General features: G+C 71.6%; 18 protein-coding genes and 1 pseudogene. 7 read left to right on the top strand and 12 right to left on the bottom strand.

The features are described from left to right. Positions 1–91 precede the first annotated feature (91 nt). Both glpX and ABZV00_RS06940 read left to right on the top strand, forming a co-directional pair. Complete coding sequence (glpX, locus tag ABZV00_RS06945; protein WP_328423540.1) at positions 92–1,123, top strand: class II fructose-bisphosphatase; 1,032 nt, start codon at positions 92–94, stop codon at positions 1,121–1,123. Then, positions 1,120–2,090: pseudogene (locus ABZV00_RS06940) on the top strand (DMT family transporter). Before glpX ends, ABZV00_RS06940 begins: the two are co-directional and overlap by 4 nt. A gap of 34 nt (positions 2,091–2,124) precedes the next feature. On the opposite strand, the gene ABZV00_RS06935 reads toward ABZV00_RS06940, so the two are convergent. Continuing rightward, a complete protein-coding gene (locus ABZV00_RS06935; RefSeq protein WP_355602514.1) occupies positions 2,125–3,042 on the bottom strand; it encodes an NAD-dependent epimerase/dehydratase family protein in 918 nt (305 codons plus the stop codon). 138 nt (positions 3,043–3,180) lie between these two features. On the opposite strand from ABZV00_RS06935, the gene ABZV00_RS06930 reads away from it, so the two are divergent. Beyond that, positions 3,181–3,882 (top strand): TetR/AcrR family transcriptional regulator, encoded by a 702-nt coding sequence (locus tag ABZV00_RS06930; protein ID WP_355602512.1) that lies wholly within the window; start codon positions 3,181–3,183, stop codon positions 3,880–3,882. Between the two features lie 19 nt (positions 3,883–3,901). Here the strand turns inward: ABZV00_RS06930 and ABZV00_RS06925 are convergent, their stop codons facing one another. The 7 genes from ABZV00_RS06925 to ABZV00_RS06895 form a co-directional block, all read right to left on the bottom strand. Then, positions 3,902–5,494 carry a hypothetical protein gene (locus tag ABZV00_RS06925; RefSeq protein WP_355602510.1) on the bottom strand — a complete coding sequence of 531 codons (1,593 nt, stop codon included), beginning with the start codon at positions 5,492–5,494 and terminating at the stop codon, positions 3,902–3,904. 65 nt (positions 5,495–5,559) lie between these two features. Continuing rightward, a complete protein-coding gene (locus tag ABZV00_RS06920; RefSeq protein WP_328426309.1) occupies positions 5,560–6,528 on the bottom strand; it encodes an NAD(P)/FAD-dependent oxidoreductase in 969 nt (322 codons plus the stop codon). Positions 6,529–6,633: 105 nt separating this feature from the next. Continuing rightward, positions 6,634–7,287 (bottom strand): rhomboid family intramembrane serine protease, encoded by a 654-nt coding sequence (locus ABZV00_RS06915; protein ID WP_355602508.1) that lies wholly within the window; start codon positions 7,285–7,287, stop codon positions 6,634–6,636. Between the two features lie 115 nt (positions 7,288–7,402). Then, complete coding sequence (locus ABZV00_RS06910) at positions 7,403–8,080, bottom strand: lytic transglycosylase domain-containing protein (RefSeq protein WP_328423524.1); 678 nt, start codon at positions 8,078–8,080, stop codon at positions 7,403–7,405. A 278-nt stretch (positions 8,081–8,358) separates the two neighbouring features. Continuing rightward, a complete protein-coding gene (locus ABZV00_RS06905; RefSeq protein ID WP_355602506.1) occupies positions 8,359–9,774 on the bottom strand; it encodes a PhoH family protein in 1,416 nt (471 codons plus the stop codon). 428 nt (positions 9,775–10,202) lie between these two features. Beyond that, positions 10,203–10,592 (bottom strand): hypothetical protein, encoded by a 390-nt coding sequence (locus ABZV00_RS06900; RefSeq protein ID WP_355602504.1) that lies wholly within the window; start codon positions 10,590–10,592, stop codon positions 10,203–10,205. A 31-nt stretch (positions 10,593–10,623) separates the two neighbouring features. Then, the gene (locus ABZV00_RS06895; RefSeq protein WP_355602502.1) at positions 10,624–10,968 is read right to left on the bottom strand and encodes a hypothetical protein; all 345 of its coding nucleotides are present in this window, start codon (positions 10,966–10,968) and stop codon (positions 10,624–10,626) included. Positions 10,969–11,232: 264 nt separating this feature from the next. On the opposite strand from ABZV00_RS06895, the gene ABZV00_RS06890 reads away from it, so the two are divergent. The 3 genes from ABZV00_RS06890 (at position 11,233) to otsB (ending at position 13,084) form a co-directional block, all read left to right on the top strand. Then, positions 11,233–11,676, top strand: coding sequence for an XRE family transcriptional regulator (locus ABZV00_RS06890; RefSeq protein ID WP_328423519.1), 444 nt, complete (start codon positions 11,233–11,235; stop codon positions 11,674–11,676). 162 nt (positions 11,677–11,838) lie between these two features. Beyond that, positions 11,839–12,192 carry a hypothetical protein gene (locus tag ABZV00_RS06885; protein ID WP_355602500.1) on the top strand — a complete coding sequence of 118 codons (354 nt, stop codon included), beginning with the start codon at positions 11,839–11,841 and terminating at the stop codon, positions 12,190–12,192. 67 nt (positions 12,193–12,259) lie between these two features. Further along, a complete protein-coding gene (gene otsB / locus ABZV00_RS06880) occupies positions 12,260–13,084 on the top strand; it encodes a trehalose-phosphatase (protein WP_355602498.1) in 825 nt (274 codons plus the stop codon). Between the two features lie 31 nt (positions 13,085–13,115). On the opposite strand, the gene ABZV00_RS06875 is transcribed toward otsB, so the two are convergent. The 4 genes from ABZV00_RS06875 to ABZV00_RS06860 form a co-directional block, all read right to left on the bottom strand. Further along, complete coding sequence (locus ABZV00_RS06875; RefSeq protein ID WP_328423513.1) at positions 13,116–13,886, bottom strand: isoprenyl transferase; 771 nt, start codon at positions 13,884–13,886, stop codon at positions 13,116–13,118. A 31-nt stretch (positions 13,887–13,917) separates the two neighbouring features. Further along, positions 13,918–15,060, bottom strand: coding sequence for a geranylgeranyl reductase family protein (locus ABZV00_RS06870; RefSeq protein ID WP_355602496.1), 1,143 nt, complete (start codon positions 15,058–15,060; stop codon positions 13,918–13,920). Between the two features lie 930 nt (positions 15,061–15,990). Then, positions 15,991–16,860: a hypothetical protein gene (locus tag ABZV00_RS06865; RefSeq protein ID WP_355602494.1), complete on the bottom strand. Its 870-nt coding sequence runs from the start codon at positions 16,858–16,860 to the stop codon at positions 15,991–15,993. Between the two features lie 37 nt (positions 16,861–16,897). After that, positions 16,898–18,742 (bottom strand): phosphoenolpyruvate carboxykinase (GTP), encoded by a 1,845-nt coding sequence (locus ABZV00_RS06860; RefSeq protein ID WP_355602492.1) that lies wholly within the window; start codon positions 18,740–18,742, stop codon positions 16,898–16,900. Positions 18,743–19,169: 427 nt separating this feature from the next. Here ABZV00_RS06860 and ABZV00_RS06855 point away from each other — a divergent pair, with 427 nt between their 5' ends. After that, positions 19,170–19,718 (top strand): GtrA family protein, encoded by a 549-nt coding sequence (locus ABZV00_RS06855; RefSeq protein ID WP_355602490.1) that lies wholly within the window; start codon positions 19,170–19,172, stop codon positions 19,716–19,718. The last annotated feature ends 39 nt before the right edge of the window (positions 19,719–19,757 follow it).

Below are 19,757 nucleotides of genomic sequence, written 5' to 3'. Positions count from 1 at the left end.
GTCAGCCATCGTGTGAGGATCAGCGACAAAGCCGGCAGCGGGCCACGCCCTGCCGGTCGTCCCCGCACCGTCGCGAGGAGGAGCAGCCGTCATGACGAACACCAGGACGCGGATCCCACAGGATCTCGACCGTAACCTTGCCCTCGACCTGGTCCGGGTCACCGAGGCCGCGGCGATGGCCGCTGGCCGCTGGGTCGGCCGGGGCGACAAGGAGGGCGGCGACGGGGCCGCCGTCGACGCCATGCGCAAGCTGATCAACTCGATCCAGATGCGCGGCGTCGTTGTGATCGGCGAGGGCGAGAAGGACAACGCCCCGATGCTCTTCAACGGCGAGCAGGTTGGCGACGGCACCGGCCCGGAGGTCGACGTCGCGGTGGATCCGGTCGACGGCACCACGCTGATGAGCAAGGGCATGCCGAACGCGTTGGCGGTGCTCGCCGTCTCCGAGCGGGGTGCGATGTTCGACCCGAGCGCGGTCTTCTACATGGAGAAGCTCGCCGTCGGGCCGGCGTACGCCGACGTGGTGGACATCAACGCCGGGGTCGCCGAAAACCTGCGCCGGATCGCCAAGGTCAAGGGCACCGACGTCTCCGAGGTGACGGTCTGTGTGCTGGACCGCACCCGCCACGACGACCTGGTCACCCAGATCCGCCGGACCGGGGCGGGGATCCGGTTCATCTCGGACGGGGACATCGCCGGCTCCATCGCGGCAGCCCGGGGCGAGTCGGACGTCGACGTGCTGATGGGCATCGGCGGCACCCCCGAGGGCATCATCTCCGCCTGCGCGCTGAAGTGCATGGGCGGGGCGATGCAGGCCAAGCTCTGGCCGCGTGACGCCGAGGAGCGGGAGAAGGCGCTGGCCGCCGGGCACGACCTGGATCGCGTGCTGAGCACCGACGACCTGGTCACCGGGGACAACTGCTTCTTCGTGGCGACCGGCGTCACCTCCGGCGACCTGCTGCGCGGAGTTCGCTACCGGGCCGGCGGCGCGTACACCCAGTCGATCGTGATGCGCTCGAAGAGCGGGACCATCCGTGTGATCGACTCGTACCACCGGCTGGAGAAGCTGGCGCTCTACTCGGCCGTCGACTTCGACGGTCGGCCGCTGGCCGAGCAGGAGTGACCGCCACCGGCACTGCGACACCGCAGTCCCTCTCAGCCACCCGCCGGATCACCGGCGTCGCGCTGGCGTCGGTCTCCGGGGTCGCGGTGGCGGTGCAGTCTCGAATCAACGGCGAGCTGGGGGTACGCCTGGCCGACGGGTTCGCCGCCGCGGTGGTCTCGTTCGGCCTCGGCCTGCTGGTGCTGCTGGTGCTGGTGCCGGCCACCCCGGGCGGCGACGGGGTCTGGTCGCGCTGCGGGCCGCCCTCACGGCGGGCGCGCTGCGGCCGTGGCAGTGCCTGGGCGGAATGTGCGGGGCGTTCCTGGTGGCCACCCAGGGGCTCACCATCGGCTCGTTGGGCGTGGCGGTCTTCACCGTGGCGGTGGTCGCCGGCCAGACCGGCAGCAGCCTCGCCGTGGACCGGGCGGGGATCGGGCCGACGGGCCGGCAGCCGATCACCCGGCAGCGGCTGGCCGGTGCGGTGCTCACCGTGCTGGCCGTCGGCCTGGCGGTCGGCGACCGACTCGAGGACCCGGGCACGCTGGCGCTGGCCCTGCTGCCGCTGCTGGCCGGGGTGGGCATCGCCTGGCAGCAGGCGGTCAACGGCCGGGTCCGGGCGGCGGCCGACAGCGCGTTGACCGCCACACTGGTCAACTTCACCGTCGGCACGGTCACCCTGCTCGTCGCGTTCGCGATCGACCTCGCGGTACGCGGCTGGCCGACCGGCCAGCTGCCGACCGAGCCGTGGCTCTACCTGGGTGGCCCGATCGGCATCGTGTTCATCGCGATCGCCGCGGCGATCGTGCGCTTCACCGGTGTGCTGCTGCTCGGCCTGGCCACCATCGCCGGTCAGGTCGTGGGGGCCGTCCTGTTGGACCTGCTGCTGCCCACGGCGGCCTCGCACCTCGGCGTGGACACCCTGCTCGGGGCAGCGCTGACCATGGTGGCCGTGCTGATCGCCGCGCTCGCCCCGCCGTCCCGCCGCTGAGCCACTGGCAGGTCGGCGGCGGGGACGGGCGGGTTCAGCGGCGCAGAGCTGCGACGATCTCCGTGAGCGCGTCGTCCAGCGGGGTCGGCTCGACACCCAGGGCGGCGGTGGCGGCGGTCGAGTCCATCAGGAACGGCCGGTCGAACTGGTAGGCGGTCTCCCGCAGTTCCCGGACGAACGGATTGGCCAGGCCGCCCAGCCACAGCACCGGGTAGGGCATCCGGGTCAGCCGCGGCACGGGCACTCCGGCCAGCGCCGCCGCCCGGGTGGCCAGCTCACGCATCGGTGCGGCCGGCGCGCTGGGCACGTGCCAGGGCCGTCCCCACGCGCCTGCATCGGTCGCGGCGGCGACGAGGGTACGGGCGACGTCCGGAATGTACGTCCAGGTGTGCGGGGCGTCCCAGTCGACCGGCAGGAAGACCCGCTGCCCGGCGAGCACCCGGGGCAGCACCATCATCGCCAGCGAGGTGCCGCCCACACCGAGATAGTCGGAGCCCCGTACCTCGGTGACCCGAGCCCGACCGGCCCGGTGGGCGGCGAGAGCGTCGGCCCACATCTGGTTGCGTACCCGCCCCTTGGTGCCGGTCGCCGCCGGTGAGGTCTGCTCGGTCATCGGGCCGTCGACGGGTCCGTACCCGTAGAGGTTGCCGACCGTGGCGAGCACCGCGCCGGACCGCTCGGCGGCGGCGAGCAGCGCACCGGCCAGCGGCGGCCAGTCGATGGACCAGCGGTGGTACGCAGGGTTCGCGCAGTTGTACAGCGCCTGCGCGCCGTCGGTCAGCACGCTGAGCCGGTCGACGTCAGCGGCGTCGGCGGCGATCCGTTCGATGGACGGGTGCTCCGGCCCGGCACCCCGGCGACTGATCACCCGGACCCGCTCACCTCGTTCGGCGAGAAGGCGGGCGGTCGCGGTGCCGACCGGGCCGGTGCCGACGATCACGTGCAGTGCCATGGGGACTCCTTGGAAGCGGGGGTACGAATCAAGAGCGGCGCTCTCGGTTGCTCACCCAGCATGGCCTACCAACACGACTGCGTCAAGAGCAGTGCTCTCTTTTTTGATTGGCGCTCCGATCCGTGGCAGACTGGCCCCATGCCCGCTTCCTCGATCCGCGCCCGGGTCCGCGCCGAAATGCTCGACGAGATCAAGGTGGTCGCCCGCCAGCACCTCGCCACCGATGGCGCGAACCTCTCGCTGCGCGCGGTGGCCCGGGACATGGGCATGGTCTCGTCGGCCATCTACCGCTACTTCCCGAGCCGGGACGACCTGCTCACCGCGCTGATCATCGAGGCGTACAACGCACTCGGCGAAACGGTGGAGGCGGCTGCGGTCGCCGCCCCCGACCGGGTCGACCTCCGCGCCCGCTGGCAGGCGGCCTGCCGGGCGACCCGGGACTGGGCACTCGCCCACCCCGCCGAATACGCGCTGCTCTACGGCAGCCCGGTCCCCGGGTACGCCGCCCCGGACGACACCGTCGGCCCGGCCCAACGCCCCCCGCTGACCCTGGTCAGCCTGCTCCGCGAAGGGCTGGAGGCCGGCCTGCTCAGCCCGCCGCCCGCCGAAGAGCTGCCGACGCCGCTGCACGACGACCTGACCGAGCTGGCCGACGCGTTCTTTCCCGGCTTGCCCCCCGCCCTGCTGGCCCGGGGCATGGCCGGCTGGACCCAGCTCTTCGGGCTGATCAGCTTCGAGCTGTTCGGCCGGCTCAACCGGACCATCGAGCACCGGGACGCGTACTTCGACCACCAGGTCGGGCTGCTGGCCGACCTGATCGGCCTGCCCCAACCGCGCTGACCGGAGTGGACGTCGCCGGTCAGCCCGGCGGCACCGACGTCCACGGCGGCGGGTAGGACGGTTCGACGTGGACGCGAACCGGGTCCGGCAACCGGGCCACCCACCAGGCCAGCAGCAGGCCGGGCACGGCGGCCAACCCGGCCAGCAGCAACGCCACCCGACCTCGCTCCGGAGCGCCGTACAACCAGCCGGTCAACGGCAGGCCAACGAGAATCAGGGTGAGCAGGAACCCGCCGGCCACCCGGGCGGTCCACCGACGGGTCCCACCCGCGTACCACGCGGAGCCCAGCATGACGATCGCCGTCAGCGCACCCAGTGGCAGCACGGCCATCAACACCGCCAGCACCGTGCCGAGATCATCGCTGCGGGGCCAGACCGCCGCCAGGGCCACCACGACGAAGGACATCGACAGCGCACCGGCGAGGCCGGGCCAGAAGGGGCCGCCGCGGCGGCGGACGGTCAGGTGGGCGGCGACGACGGTAACCAGGAACCCGAGGGTGAGCGCCACCGCGACGACAAGCAGCACGTCGGTCTGCCGCTGACCCGGCCCGCCATCCTCCAGCGCCGGCAGACCCCTCCAGTACGTTCCCTGTGGACCCTCCTGCCCGAGGAAGCCGTCGCGCCGCCATTCGCCGTCCGGCAGGCGGCGCAGGAAGCCGTCCCGGCCGTTGGCGACCAGCACCCCGTGACCACCGTTGACGGTGGGATAGACGATCAGTTCGCGGGAGGCGAAGTGCCGTTGGATGTCACCCGGGTTCGGGAACCGGCGGGCCAGCTCCTCACGCCGCCCGTCCGACACCTCCCAGGCCGCCCGCCAGCTCACACCGGCGTCGTCGCTCTGCTCCACCCGCAGCTGACCCGCGACCACCCGGTAGCACCGCCGCGGCTCGGCCGGCACGCACGCCTGCCGGTGCGGATCGTCGAGGTCGGACAGTCGCGGCTGCTCGGCCTCCGTGGCGAGCCGCCAGGTGGTCGCGCCGTCGTCGCTGACCGCCCACTGCCCGTCCGCCGCACGCTGCGGCCAGGACGTGGCACCCGAGCCGACCGAGATCGCCGGACGGTCGTCGAGCAGGGAGACGCCGAGGGCGTACGGAAAGTAGGCCGGGCTGGTGGCGGTCACCGCGACCAGCGCCAGCGGCACCACCACCAGCAGCCGTACCAGCCGGGCCAGCCGGTATCGCACCGGCCGCTCACGGGCCCGCGTCCAGCTCCACCAGGCCAGCGCGAGCGCCGGCAGGGTGAGCAGGTCGGTGGGGTCGGCCCGGACCAGCGACGGCCCGGCCAGCGCGCTCCAGGCCGACGAGGCGACGTCGGCGGCGTACCCGCTGGATTTGACGACCGCGAACCCGGCGCCCACCGCGACCAGCCCGGCCAGCGCGGCGGCCCGGGCCGGCAGGCGCGGCACCAGGAGGGTCAGCAGCACCGCGACCAGTGGGGGCGCGAGCAGCAGGCCGGCGACGTCGCTGAGCTTGCCGGTCAGCAGGCCGGGGAAGGCCGGCTTCAGCAGGTGATCGTTGACCACCAGGACGAGCAGGGCGAGCAGCGTCGCCGGGTGGCAGAGCCAGGCCAGCGCCGTGGGTGCGCCGTCGTGCGGTGTCTCGGGACCGCTCATCCCATCAGGGTCGCGTCGGGGCGTCTCGGTCCGGCTACGGAGCGGTCTGCTTCCGATACCGGCGTTCAGCCGGCGTCGGAGGAGTGCCCGGGGAACAGGTGGGCGCTCGGGTCGATGGCCACCGCCGCGTTGTTCACCGCCGTCGCGGCCTCGCCGAAGCCCGTCGCGATCAGTCGGACCTTGCCCGGGTACTCGGTGATGTCACCGGCCGCGAAGACCCGGGGCAGGTTCGTCGCCATCGCGCTGTCCACCAGAATGTGCCGGCGGTCCAGCCGCAGCCCCCACTCGGCGAGCGGGCCCAGGTCGGCGGTGAAGCCGAGTGCGGCCACCACAGTGTCCACCGGCAGCGTCTCGGCCGCTCCGCCGCGCACGGTCACCTCGGCACCGGTCACCGTGCCGTCCCCCAACAGCCGGGTGACCTCGGCGTTGACCACCACCCGCACGGGCAGCGACAGCACCCGGGCGACCGTCGAGGCGTGCGCCCGGAACTTCTCGCGTCGGTGCACGAGGGTCACCGAGCGGGCCAGCGGTTGCAGCGTCAACGCCCAGTCGAAGGCCGAGTCGCCGCCCCCGACGATCAGCACGTCCCGGTCGGCCAGCTCGGCCGGCTCGGTGACGAAGTAGACGATCCCCGCCCCAGGAGCGCCGTCGGCGCAGGGCAGCGGCCGAGGGCTGAAGCTGCCCAGCCCGCCGGTGACCACGACCGCGCCGCAGGCCAGCTGCTCACCGCCGGCCAGGCCGAGCACCGGCCGGTCGTCGGCGTACGAGAGCTTCTCGGCCCGGGTGCCGAGCAGGTACTGCGGCCCGAACGGGGCGGCCTGGGCGACCAGGTTTGCCACCAGGTCGCGGCCCTTGACAGCGGGGAAGCCGGCCACGTCCAGGATCAGCTTCTCCGGGTACATCGCGGTGACCTGTCCACCGGGCTCCGGCAGCGCGTCGATCACCGCCACCGACAACCCTCGGAACCCGGCGTAGTACGCCGCGAAGAGGCCGGCCGGACCGGCCCCGATCACGGCGATGTCGACCTCGCGCATGGCGTACCGTCGCTTTCCGCTCACGGATCAACGCTTGCTGATCTCGACGGTAGGCGGGTGGCAGCGGTCGGGCAAGCACGTCCCAGGGGCGCGCCGAGGAACCGGTCAGGACAGGCTGAGGGTGGACCCGGAGTAGTCGGGACCACCGGCGACCGGCCGGCGACGGCGGAACAGGATCGCGGCCACCACCCCGCCCAGCAGCCCGAACAGGTGGCCCTGCCAGGAGATCCGCTCGTCGGTGGGAAGGATGCCGACCAGTTGCCAGCCGTAGAGCAGGCCGACCAGCAGGAAGACCGCGAAGTTCCACCAACTGCGCTCGAAGATGCCCCGCGTGAGCAGGATGCCCAGGTACCCGAAGATCACCCCGCTGGCGCCGACCACGACCGAGTTGGGCGAGCCGGTGAACCAGACGCCGAGCCCACTGACCAGGATGATGATCAGGGTCGACCAGAGGAACCGGCGGGCGCCGGCAGCGAGCACGAAGGTGCCCAGCAGGATCAGCGGGATGCTGTTGCTGTAGAGGTGGTCGAAGCCGTGGTGCAGGAACGGGGAGAAGAAGACCCCGTCCAGCCCGTCGATGCGCTTCGGGATGATGCCGGCGGTGGCGTCCAGGCCGAACGCCAGCCCCTGGTCGACGGCCTCGATGAGGAAGAGGAACGGGACCACCGCGCACATCGCGACGAAGGCCCGGCCGAGCGCCGCGTAGAACGCCTCGGTGCCGAACCGGTTGGGGTCGCCGCTTCCAGGGTGCAGGGTCACTCCACAACTGCTATCAGCAAAATGGCTCAGCCGCCACTCGCGTCCCGCCCTGGCGGGCCCGGTACGCGCGATGGCGGGGCGGGTGGTCGCCCACCCTGCCCCGCCATCGACACCGTCAGTAGTGGCCGTTGCTCTGGAAGTAGCCCCAGGCACCGCAGGGCGTGTCGTACCTGCCCTTGATGTAGCCCAGCCCCCACTTGATCTGGGTGGCCGGGTTCGTCCGCCAGTCGTCGGCGACGGTACCCATCTTGCTGCCCGGCAGGGCCTGCGGGATCCCGTACGCACCGGACGAGGAGTTGCTGGCCTTGTGGTTCCAGCCGCTCTCCTTGGTCCAGAGCTTCTCCAGGCACGGGAACTCGGCGATGCCGAAACCCGCCTCGATCATCATGGCGCAGCCGATCTTGCGGTTGCCGCTGAACTCGGCGCAGGACGCCGGGATCGGCCCGTCGTACGGCTTGGGGGCGGCGTTCTGGGCCTCCCGCTCGCGCTTGCGGGACGCCGCGGCTGCCTCGGCCTTACGGGCCCGCTCGGCGGCTTCCTTGGCGGCCTGCGCCGCCCGCAGCTTGGCCTGGTACTCGGCGGCCCGCTGCTTGGCGAACTTCACCTGGTGGGCGGACTGCCGCTCGCGCTGGTACGCGAAATCAGCGCGGTCGACCTCGAGGCCGACCTGCGCGGTCAGGCCCTGTTGCTGGGTTTCCCGGTCGTCGCCCAGGTAGAAGCCACCGGCAACGCCCACAGAGAGCAACGCGACAGCAGCCGTACGGGCGCCCAACCGGCTCCACAGCCGACTCACGAAGTGGTCCCTTCGTCGGGGGCAAGGACGCGGCGCGGCGTCAGGCCACAGGAGGGCCGTCAGCCGTACCGCGAGCGCCCCGACCGGTGCCGGTCGCGCCGACGCACCGACCTTCGCCGATGTCCGCCCATCTCGGGACGAACGATCACCAACGATGCCCGTGGTGCGTGGACGCTCGTGGGACACCATCGCGCACAGTGAGGCTGATGGGAAACCAACCGACCCGTTTGTGATCTGCGCCACACAAAAAATGCGGACAAAACCCTATATAAGCACCATCAGAGTGGGATGTCCTCCAACAGATCCGTCACCATCGCTGCGATCGGCGACCGCTCCGAACGGCTGAGCGTGACATGGGCGAAGAGCGGATGGCCCTTGAGCGCCTCGATGACCGCCGTCACGCCGTCATGCCGGCCAACCCGCAGATTGTCCCGCTGGGCCACGTCATGGGTGAGCACCACCCGCGAGCCCTGCCCGATCCGGGACAGCACGGTCAGCAGGACCCCGCGCTCCAGAGACTGGGCCTCGTCCACGATCACGAAGGCGTCGTGCAGGCTGCGCCCACGGATGTGGGTCAGCGGCAGCACCTCCAGGATGCCCCGCGAGGTGACCTCCTCCAGAACGTTCTCGTGCACCACCGCGCCGAGCGTGTCGAAGACCGCCTGGGCCCACGGCGACATCTTCTCCGACTCCGACCCGGGCAGGTAGCCCAACTCCTGGCCGCCGACGGCGTACAGCGGGCGGAACACGATCACCTTCTTGTGCCGACGGCGCTCCATCACCGCCTCCAGCCCGGCGCAGAGCGCCAACGCCGACTTGCCGGTGCCGGCCCGACCGCCCAGCGAGACGATCCCGATCGACTCGTCGAGCAGCAGGTCGAGGGCGACCCGCTGCTCGGCCGAGCGGCCGTGCAGCCCGAACGCCTCCCGATCACCCCGGACCAACCGCACCGACTTGTCCGGCAACACCCGGCCGAGCGCGGAACCGCGCGCCGAGTGCAGCACCAGGCCGGTGTGGCAGGGCAGCCCGGCCGCCTCGTCGATGTCGAGCGACTCACCGGCGTACAACCGACCGATCTGCTCCTCACCCAGCTCCAGCTCGGACATCCCGGTCCAGGTCGGATCGCTGGCCTGGCCGTGCCGGTACTCGTCAGCCCGCAGGCCCACCGAGGCGGCCTTGACCCGCAGCGGCATGTCCTTGCTGACCAGGGTGACCTCCCGCCCTTCGGCGGCGAGGTTGAGCGCCACGGAGAGGATGCGGGCGTCGTTGCTCTCGGTGCGGAACCCGGGCGGCAGTACGCCGTCGTCGGTGTGGTTCAGCTCCACCCGCAGCGTGCCGCCGACGTCGTTGGCAGGCACAGGCCGATCCAACCGACCGTGCTGGATCCGCAGCTCGTCGAGCATCCGCAGCGACTGTCGGGCGAACCAGCCCAGCTCCGGATGGTGCCGCTTGCCCTCCAACTCGGTGATGACCACCAGTGGCAGCACCACCTCGTGCTCGGCGAACCGGTGGAATGCCGCCGGATCGGAGAGCAGCACGGACGTGTCCAGGACGAACGCCTGGCCGGCTGGTCGCGGCTCCTTGGGATCGGCCGGCGCGGCGGCCGCCGTACGGCGGCTCCGGGTGGCGCGGCGGGTCGTGGCAGTCGCGGCCGGGGTCTGGTCGGCACCGGCGGTGGTACGGCGAGTCGTCACAGGCCTGCTCCGACGGATGGGCACCCGGCCACCCGTGTTCCGCCTCGTCCGGTGCCCGGAGACACGGGGTCGGATGCGGGCCCCGTGCGCGAGGTCGCAGGTCCGGGCGGGCCGGTTGGCTCGGGAGAACCCCGTGCCATGCCTAGACGCTAGCGGCGGCGGACCGTCCCGGCTAGAGGGCGATCGTGGATCTCCGGGGACGGCCGTGCGAACAGCCCGCCGACCGGGGCGCTGGCCGGCCGGGAGAAGTACGGCCGGGATTGGCGCGGCGAAGCCGGCCGGGATGCATGCCCCCTGCGCGCATCCCGGCCGGCGGGGCCACCGTCACCGGTCTGACGTGGCCCCGACGGTGCGTGTCCGCCGCGGACGACGCACCGCGCTCGTGGTGGCGGTCGGCGGGTCCGCGCTTGACGGCCCGCCGACCGACCTCAGCCGGTCCGTCGGACGAGCGTGCCGGTCGGGTGCCGCCCGGTGATCGGGGCGGCCGGCGCGGTGAACGACGAGCCGGTGTAGGTGGTGCCGGGGCCCACGACAGTGCCGGCCCGGGCGACGGTGCCGGGGCCCGCGCCACTGCCGGCGCGGGCAACGGTGCCGGCGGACCGGACGGCGCCCGTTGGAGAGACCGACAGGGCGGAGGCGATCGCGGCCTGGGCGTCGCGGCGGCGCCGGTTCCAGGCACCCCGGTCGCCGTCGAAGTAGCCCTGCCGGTAGCCGAAGCGGTAGCCGATGCGGTAGCTGAGCTGCCCATGCAGCCGGCCGGCCGCGTAGCTGGTCGCACCGAGCACCAGGACGAGGAAGACCGCGAGGAATGGGCTCATCGGGCGGCTCCGGCCGGCCCCGGACGTCGGGTCATCGCTCCTCCGGCTCGACGGTGGTGGGATCCGCGACCAGCAGCCGGTCCAGGTCGTCGGTGCTGACCTCCTCGACCAGCTCGACGCTCATCCGGCAGCCGTCCAAGACGACCTCGGCGACCGAGGAGCGGCGGATCTCGCCGCCCGCGTCATAGACCCGGACGCTCAGCTCGGGGCAACCGAGATGGGTACGCCAGGAGTTCCACTCGTCGCGGTCGCCGACGCTCAGCGACAGGTAGCGGCAGCCTCGGGCGAGGTAGAGGCGCCAGGGGGCGCTCAGCCCTGCGGCTACTCCCTCGGCGATCAGCCCGAAGGCCTGGGCTCGGGTGGCGAGCTCGGTCACCGCACCTCCCAGGCACCGGAGGCGTGACGCATGTGAGCACCAGTCGTCTCATGCACGAGACACACCGTAGATTGTCCCATGAGCGTGACAGTATCAGCTTTTCGGGCGTTTACCGCCACCACTAGGAGCATCTATTCTGCCCGGGTGAGACCCCTCAAGAGCGGCGCTGGATCGTTTACCAGAAATCCGAAGCATCCGTCACGTTCGCGTGACAGCAGCGTGCCAGAGCACGCGCCCACAGCCGGGTGGCCGTACCGTCACGGGGTGACCGAGACGGCCAACGCGCGGAAGATCGCCTTCGCCACCTTCGTCCGGCGTGCGCTCGACGAGGCGCGGGCGACCCGGGCCTGGAGCGGCACCGAGGTGTCCCGGCGCACCGGCGTCTCCCGGCAGACCATCAACCGGTGGGTCCGGGGCGACTGGGCCAGTGATCCGGAGGCCGAACGGGTGGTCGCCTTCTGTGAGGGCCTCGGGCTGAATCCGGCCGCCGCCTTCGCCGCGCTCGGCTGGGACCGCACCGCCGCCGGCCCTCGCGCCGGCCAACCGGCACCTCCGATGGACCCGGACGTGGAGGCGTTGCTGCGCCGGCTGGTTGATCCGAACGTGTCGGACGCGGAGAAGTTCCACATCCGCGAAACCATCCGTTATCTCGCATACCGACCAACGTTGCCGACCGATGTCCGAAAAAGAGGGAATCAAGCAGGGTAGTTCCTCAGATGGCGAAAGAACGCCTGGTCGGGTTCATTCGTTTGCCTCCGGGGCCGGAACGGGCACGCTAGCGTCCCTATTCGTACTGCTTGGGCTCGTCATCGGCGGGGGGACGGGACAAGGCCGAACCCAGCCCTGCGGGACAAAAGGAGGGGTCTGTCCATGACCCTGAAGTGGTTGGCAGTCGTGGTCGCCACGGTGTCGATGACACTGTGGCTGACCGGCAACGTGGTGACCCTCGCGGTCAACGGCGGGCAGCTTCCAATGCTCGTCAACCTCCTCGCGCTCACCAGCGCCGGCACCGCGGTCATCCTGGCCGTCGTCGCCGAGCTGCACGAGCGGCTGAACGACCGGATCAGCGCACTCACCGAGTTCCTGGTCGCACGGCTCAATGAGATCGAGAACCACACCGGTGATCGCAACACCGGGTTCGTGGAGGGATATCTGCTGAGCCACGGCCAGGATGCTGCGGTGGTGCCGTTCGGCCGCCGCGGACGAGGGGCCGCCGAACGCTGACCACGCGCCGCCGAACGGGTCCGCTCGGCCAGGAATGAGCCCCGATCGCCGGGGTACGCTGACGCGCGTGCCGCCGTTGAATCTGGGCAATCAGCAGCCGAGGACCCCGTTGAACGCCGACCAGGCCTGGCGAACCACCGCCGGCCGGGCCGGGGGGACCGTGCTCTTCTTCGACTTCGACGGCACGCTCGCGCCCGTCGACGACGATCCGACCGCGGTACGCCCCGCTCCCAAGGCGCTGGCCGCCATCGAGGCGCTGGCCCTGGTGGTACAGCGGGTCGCGATCGTCTCCGCCCGACCGGTCGAGTTCCTCCGGGACCAACTCGGTGGGCTCGCCGGCGTGGATCTCTACGGCCTCTACGGGCTGGAGCACAGCCACTCCGGCGGCGAGACCGTCACGGAACCGGCCGCGCTGCCCTGGGTGCCGACCATGGCGGAGCTGGCCGACCTGGCTCGGGCGGAGCTGCCGCCGGGCACGCTGGTCGAATACAAGCGGCTCTCCGTCGCGCTGCACTGGCGTACCGCGCCGCAGCTCGGTCCGACCGTGCAGCAGTGGGGGCAGGCGCAGGCCGACCGACTGGGGCTGCGGGTGCAGGCCGGGCGGATGGTGCTGGAGCTCAAGCCGCCCGTCGACCGGGACAAGGGCATGGTCATCGGCGAGGTGGTCCGGGATGCCACCGGCGCCTGGTACTTCGGCGACGACGTCTCGGACATCAAGGCGTTCGCCGCGCTGCGCGCCCGGGCCGCCGCCGACCCGGACTTCTTCGGCGTCTGCGTCGCGGTGGCCAACCCGGAGACCGGCCATGAGGTGGCCAATGCCGCCGACCTGACCATCGAGTCCCCGGCCGCTCTGGGTGACTTCCTCACCCGAGCGCTGACCCACCTGCCCTGAGCGGGCCGGGCGTCTGAGTGGCGCTGCCCGCTCAGACGCCGTAGCGGCGTTGCCGGGTGGCGTACGAGCGGAGTGCGCGCAGGAAGTCGATATGCCGGAAATCCGGCCAGTTGAGCTCGCAGAAGTAGAACTCCGAGTGCGCGGACTGCCAGAGCATGAAGCCGGACAGGCGCTGCTCGCCACTGGTGCGGATGACCAGGTCGGGGTCGGGCTGGCCGCGGGTGTAGAGGTGCTCGCTGATGTGCTCGACGTCCAGCACCTCGGCCAACTCCTCGATGGTGCCGCCGGAGGCGGCGTGCTCCAGCAGCAGCGAGCGGACCGCGTCAGTGATCTCCCGTCGGCCGCCGTAGCCCACCGCGATGTTGACCTCCGCGCCGCCGCTGCGCTCCCGGGTGCGCTCCTCGGCGCCCTTGAGCGCCGCCGCGGTCTGCGCGGGCAGCAGGTCGAGCGCGCCGACGATGCGCAGCCGCCAGGGGTTGCCCTCCTCGGCCAACTCCACCACCAGATCCTCGATGATCTTCAGCAGCGGGTCCAGCTCGCGGGCCGGCCGGCGCAGGTTGTCCGTGGCCAGCAGGTAGAGCGTGACGTGCCCGATGCCGGCCTGGTCGCACCAGCCGAGGACGTGTTTGATCTTCGCGGCGCCGACCCGATGCCCGTCGTTCGGGTCGACGAAGCCCATCTCCCTCGCCCACCGGCGGTTGCCGTCGCACATCACCCCGACGTGTCGGGGCACCGGCTTACCCGCGAGCTTCGCCGTGAGCCGGCGCTCGTACACGGAGTAGATAAGGTTCCGCAGCGTCATCACCTAGCAGCGTAGCGACCCGCGGGGCGGATCATCGCCTCGGAGGCCCATCCCCGCCTGGCAGCGCGATGCCGATCATGGCCAGGGTGCGGGCGGTGAGCCGCCCGTCGCCGAGTCCCAGCTCCACCACATCGTCGAACACCCGGTCGTCCCGACGGGCCGCCCGGACCGCCGCGTCGACCACTCGCCGGCGTCGCGCCAGCCAGGCTGCCACCGAGCTGTGCCGCAGGTGGGTGCCGAGGCGGCGGCGCAGTCCGTCGGCGTAGCGACGGGCGGCACCCTCGGGTGCGTGAGCCGCCGCCGCCCCGGCCAGCGCGCCGGAGAGCAGCGCGTAGAAGATGCCCTCCCCGGTGAACGGGTTGATCAGCGACAACGCGTCGCCGACCAGCAGAGTGCGGCCCTGCCCCGGTGCGGGCCGATGGGTGGACAGCGGCAGGTGGTGGGCGCGCAGCGCGGTCACCGTCCCGAGGTCGGTGCCGGGCAGCAGCGCGGCCAGCCGATCCAGCAGGTACGCCCGGCTCAGCGGCTCACCGCGCAGCACCTCCCCGTACCCGACGTTCGCCCGCCCGTCGCCGATCGGAAACGACCAGGCGTACGCCGGCCAGCGCGCCTGCGACGTGACGATGACCTGCTCGGACGGGCCGGGCAGCGCCGGCGCGTACCCCCGGATGGCCAGCGCCAGGTGCCGGTCGGGGTTCACCGGGTGACCGAGTGCCCGGCGCACCACCGACCCGGCACCGTCCGCGCCCACCACCACCCGGCCGGACAGCTCCCCGTCGAGCACCACCCGGTCGGCACGCGGCTCGACCTGGCGGACGGTGTGCCGGCGCAGCTGCGCGCCGGCAGCCACCGCGGCCGCCACCAGCCGCGCGTCGAAGACCTGCCGGGGCACGGTGTACGCCGGCCGGGGCAGCGCCCGGGCCACCGCGCCACCGCCCGGGGCGATCATGCGCAGCGCGGGCAGCGGGGCGTATCCCGCCACCGCCTCGGTCACGCCCAGTTCGGCGAGCACGTCCACCGAGTGCGCGGCGATCCCGTCGCCGCACGCCTTGTCCCGGGGAAAGTCGGCCCGGTCCAGCAGCAGCACACTGGCACCCGCCCGGCGGGCCGTCAGCGCGGCGGCCGCCCCGGCCGGCCCCGCTCCCACCACCACCACATCGAACTCGTCGCTCACCGCGCGCCTCCCTCCCGCCAACGCGGCCCGGCCCTTCCCGCCCCGCCCCGCCCGGCGAGCCGCCTGCGCCGCTCGACGCCGGCCGCTGTGACCGACGCCACCCGCCATCCTGCCCCCTGCCCGCTCGCGTCGACCGGTCCTCAACGGCCCGGCCGGGCCGAAATCCCCATCCCCAATCCCCAATCCCCAATCCCCAATCGCCGCCGCCTACGCCCCGCCCGGCCCCTGCCCCCGCTTGGGTGCCAGGCTGGCCGTGACCAGTCGTGCCCGGGCTTCCGTTGAATCCCCGTCGGTCAGGGCCACCTGTCCAGGCCCCTGTCGAGCTGCCCCAGATATGGGGCACCGGGACCCAGACGCGCGGGCGCGGGCGCGGGCGCAGGCCAGCCGGTCCATGTGTGGGGCAGCTCGATAGGTCCCACCCGCACGCACACGCCAGCCGGTCCATATCTGGGGCAGCTCGACAGCGACCACCGCACGCACGCCAACCCGGTCCAAATCTGGGGCACCTCGACAGGACCCACCCGCGTGCACACGCCAGCCCGGTCCAAATCTGGAGCAGCTCGACAGGACCCACACACACACGCCAACCCGGTCCAAATCTGGAGCAGCTCGACAGGACCCACCCACACACACGCCAGCCCGATCCAAATCTGGGGCAGCTCGATAGGCCCACACACAGGCGGTGGTCCTCGCCGCGACCGCCGCCGACACCGCACGCCATCGTCTCTGAGGCAGAGACAGGACCACCCGCGCGCGTAGGCCAGCCCGCCTTATCGGAGGCCCGCCGACAGGTGAGTACGCCAGGTGGAAGGGGTCCAGCCGCATTCGCCGCGCCGCGCACCTGCCAGACCGAAGCGGTACAGCCCAGGACTGCGGGGCATCGACCGGGGGCCGGCTCGCCGGCCACGTGAGGCCGGATTCAGGCCGGGTTCAGGCTGGGACGGCGGCGTCGGCGGCGTCGGCGGCGCGAGGCGCTCGCCAGAGTCCGTGCAGCGTCAGCGCGGCGGCGGCGAGCAGCGGGCCGCCGTCCCGGACCAGGCCGTCCACCCCCAGCAGCCACCAGCACAGCGGCAGGTCGACGGCGAGCACAGCCACCGTGACGACGACCAGCAGCCCGCGAGCCCAGTCCTTGCCGCGCATCAGGAACGCGGTGCAGAACAGCACCGCGTAGCTGGCCGCGATGCCGGCACCGAACCAGAACAGCACGGCCGGCACCGCGGCCAGCCGACCGTCCAGGATGGATCCGCCGGCCACCAACGCTGGCACCAGCATCAGCGGGCTGTAGGTGAACGCCGCGACCCGGCTGGTCAGCAGCCAGGCGCTGGCCTGTCGCCGACGCGGCGGGGTCTCCCGCCAGGAGATGCCGGCTCGGTCGATGACCAGCCGGGGCCGGTGCCGGACGAGGTGACCGGCCAGCGCCGGCGAGCGGTAGAGCAGCCAGACCACCGCCGCACAGAGCGCGGTGAGCGCGGCGAAGCCGAGCAATCCGGGCAGCGGAGGCACCCCCTGCCGGGGCACGATCAACCGGCCGACGGCGAAGATCGTGGTGACGGCGAGGATCAGCCCGAACGGGCGGGCCACGGTCCGGCCCCGGCGGACGTGCCCGATCAGCAACAGGAAGCCGAACGAGCGCAGCATGGCCCAGCCGGTCCGCACCGCCAGCCCGAAGCCCTGCTCCGGGGCGTACCACCAGTTGAGCAGCTCGACCACGACGGTGGCCGCCGCGGTCGTCGCGAGCAGGATGGTGAGCACCCGGACGGCGGACGGCCGCCGGACCTCGGTCTCGGCGGCCGTCCTCATGGGATCTGATGATGCCCGCGACGGGCGATCTTCACACCTACCGTTGCGGCTGCGTGGCGTCCAGGCGGGCCCGCAGCGCGTCCAGCTCGGCCCAGAGCACGCCTGGCAGCTTGTCACCGAACTTCTCGAACCACTCGGTGACAAGCGGCAACTCGTTGCGCCACTCATCCGGGTCGACCTTCAGCGCGATCCGGACGTCCTCCGGGGTCATGTCCAGACCCTCGACGTCCAGTGCGTCCGGGGCCGGGACCATGCCGATCGGCGTCTCCACCGCATCGGCCCGGCCCTCGATCCGCTCGACGACCCACTTGAGCACCCGGGAGTTCTCGCCGAAGCCCGGCCAGAGGAACGAGCCCTCCGGGTCCTTGCGGAACCAGTTGACGTAGTAGATCTTGGGCAGCTTGGCCTCGTCGCCGTCGGTGCCCTTGCCCATCTCGATCCAGTGCCGGAAGTAGTCACCGGCGTTGTAGCCGATGAACGGCAGCATGGCCATCGGGTCGCGGCGGACCACGCCGACCGCGCCGGACGCGGCGGCGGTGGTCTCCGAGGAGAGCGTCGCCCCCATGTAGACGCCGTGCACCCAGTCGCGCGCCTCGGTCACCAGCGGGATGGTGTCCTTGCGACGGCCGCCGAAGAGGATCGCGTCGATCGGCACGCCGTTCGGGTCGTAGTAGTCGTCTGCCAGGATCGGGCACTGGGTGATCGGGGTGCAGAACCGGCTGTTCGCGTGCGAGGAGAGGCCGTCGCTCTCCGGCGTCCAGTCGTTGCCCTTCCAGTCGATCAGGTGCGCCGGGGGCTCTCCCATGCCCTCCCACCAGATGTCCCCATCGTCGGTGAGGCCGACGTTGGTGAAGATGGAGTTGCCCCGGTCCAGCGTCCGCATCGCGTTGGCGTTGGTCTTCCAGTCGGTGCCCGGCGCGACGCCGAAGAGGCCGTACTCCGGGTTGACCGCGTACAGCCGGCCGTCCTCACCGAACCGCATCCAGGCGATGTCGTCGCCGATGGTCTCGACCTTCCAACCGGGGATGGTCGGCTCCACCATGGCCAGGTTGGTCTTGCCGCAGGCGGAGGGGAACGCGCCCGCGATGTGGTAGACCTTGCCCTCCGGCGAGGTGATCTTGAGGATCAGCATGTGCTCGGCGAGCCAGCCCTCGTCGCGCCCCATCACGCTGGCGATCCGCAGCGAGTAGCACTTCTTGCCGAGCAGCGAGTTGCCGCCGTAGCCGGAGCCGTACGACCAGATCTCGCGGCTCTCCGGGAAGTGCGAGATGTACTTCGTCTCGTTGCACGGCCACGCGACGTCCTGCTGGCCTGGGGCGAGCGGGGCGCCGATCGAGTGCAGCGCGTGCACGAAGTCCGCGTCGTCACCCATCGCCTCAAGGACCCTGGCGCCCATCCGGGTCATGATGCGCATCGAGGCGACCACGTACGGGCTGTCGGTGATCTCGACGCCGAACATCGGGCTCTCGGCCTCGACCGGGCCCATGACGAACGGGATGACGTACATGGTGCGCCCGCGCATCGAGCCGCGGTACAGGTCGGTCATCGTCCGCTTCATCTCGGCCGGCGCCATCCAGTTGTTGGTGGGGCCGGCGTCCGCCTCGTCGACGGAGCAGATGAAGGTGCGTTCCTCGACCCGGGCGACGTCCGTCGGGTCGGTACGCGCGTAGAACGAGTTGGGCTTCTTCTCCGGGTTCAACCGGATCAGGGTCCCGGCCTCGACCAGTTCGTCGGTGAGGCGGCGCCACTCCTCGTCGGACCCGTCCACCCAGACGACGCGGTCGGGGGTGGTCAGTTCCGCGACCTCACGGACCCAGGCGAGTAGTTTCGGATGGGACGTCGGGGCCTGATCGATACCCCGCACAACAGCCGGAGCAACCATGACACATCTCCTTGTGGTCGACGCTGACCGATCTATGGGATGCACGAGTCTCAGCGGCGCGATGCGTCGCCTTCGTGGAAACCTGGGATTGGCCTCAGCGTAAACCGGGCAGCCTTCCGAGTCAGTGGGACAGGTTGTGAAGAACTGCACAAGGTACGGCCACGCTGCGGCATCACGATCTGATACCCGCTTTCCTGCGCAGTTTCACGCAAATCTTGTTGTGCACCCCGGTCGACGCGAGTCGCGGTCCGGCCGTGGACCGGTCCCGCCGACCGGTTGGTTGATTCCCGTTCCGTGGCGCGTCAGTCCTCCGGATTGGTTACGCTGCGTTCAACAGCGGCGCACCCGACGGAGGGTCGGAACCAGTGACGACGCCTGCTCGCCGTTGCTACCCCGCTGACTGGTCAACAGCCGGTAGGCTCGGCCCGTGGCCGCCACAATGACCGGGGAGCAACCGGGTCCCCGGCAGACCAGACCGGGTCTGGTCCGGGCACTGCTCGACCGTTTCGGTCACCTCGTCCGCGAGTTGAGCAAGTTCGCCACGGTGGGCGGCATCGCCTTCCTCCTCGACTTCGCGCTCTTCAACTACCTGACGACCGCGCGCGGCATGGAGCAGGTGACGGCGAAGACGATCTCCACCGTGATCGCGGCCTCCGTCGCCTTCCTCGGCAACCGGTTCTGGACCTGGCGGCACCGCCAGCGCAACAACCCGGCCCGGGAGTACGCGCTGTTCTTCTTCTTCAACGCCGTCGGCCTCGGCATCGCGGTGGCCTGCCTCGCGATCAGCCGGTACGGACTGGGCAGCATCTGGCCGGCTGTGTTCCAGACGCGGCTGGCCGACAACGTCGCCAGCTTCGTCGTCGGCACGGGCCTCGGCACGCTGTTCCGATTCTGGTCCTACCGGCGGTTCGTCTTCGTCGAAGCGGGAACGCGGCCCGTTCCGCAGGTGAAGCACGACCGTGACCACGGGGCGTGACCTGCCGCCCACTCGTTCGGCCGGTGATCGCCGGCTTCA

Origin of the sequence: Micromonospora sp. NPDC005173 (assembly GCF_040608515.1) — a bacterium.
Lineage (GTDB): Bacteria > Actinomycetota > Actinomycetes > Mycobacteriales > Micromonosporaceae > Micromonospora.
The sequence above is the reverse complement of the archived record's forward strand: the minus strand, read 5'-3'. Positions and strand labels throughout refer to the sequence as shown.

Bases quoted from the DNA above. Each gene is read 5' to 3' on its own strand.
- glpX (WP_328423540.1), top strand. From the start codon at position 92: ATGACGAACACCAGGACGCGGATCCCACAGGATCTCGACCGTAACCTT.
- ABZV00_RS06935 (WP_355602514.1), bottom strand. From the start codon at position 3,042: ATGGCACTGCACGTGATCGTCGGCACCGGCCCGGTCGGCACCGCGACC.
- ABZV00_RS06930 (WP_355602512.1), top strand. From the start codon at position 3,181: ATGCCCGCTTCCTCGATCCGCGCCCGGGTCCGCGCCGAAATGCTCGAC.
- ABZV00_RS06925 (WP_355602510.1), bottom strand. From the start codon at position 5,494: ATGAGCGGTCCCGAGACACCGCACGACGGCGCACCCACGGCGCTGGCC.
- ABZV00_RS06920 (WP_328426309.1), bottom strand. From the start codon at position 6,528: ATGCGCGAGGTCGACATCGCCGTGATCGGGGCCGGTCCGGCCGGCCTC.
- ABZV00_RS06900 (WP_355602504.1), bottom strand. From the start codon at position 10,592: ATGAGCCCATTCCTCGCGGTCTTCCTCGTCCTGGTGCTCGGTGCGACC.
- ABZV00_RS06885 (WP_355602500.1), top strand. From the start codon at position 11,839: ATGACCCTGAAGTGGTTGGCAGTCGTGGTCGCCACGGTGTCGATGACA.
- ABZV00_RS06875 (WP_328423513.1), bottom strand. From the start codon at position 13,886: ATGACGCTGCGGAACCTTATCTACTCCGTGTACGAGCGCCGGCTCACG.
- ABZV00_RS06865 (WP_355602494.1), bottom strand. From the start codon at position 16,860: ATGAGGACGGCCGCCGAGACCGAGGTCCGGCGGCCGTCCGCCGTCCGG.
- ABZV00_RS06860 (WP_355602492.1), bottom strand. From the start codon at position 18,742: ATGGTTGCTCCGGCTGTTGTGCGGGGTATCGATCAGGCCCCGACGTCC.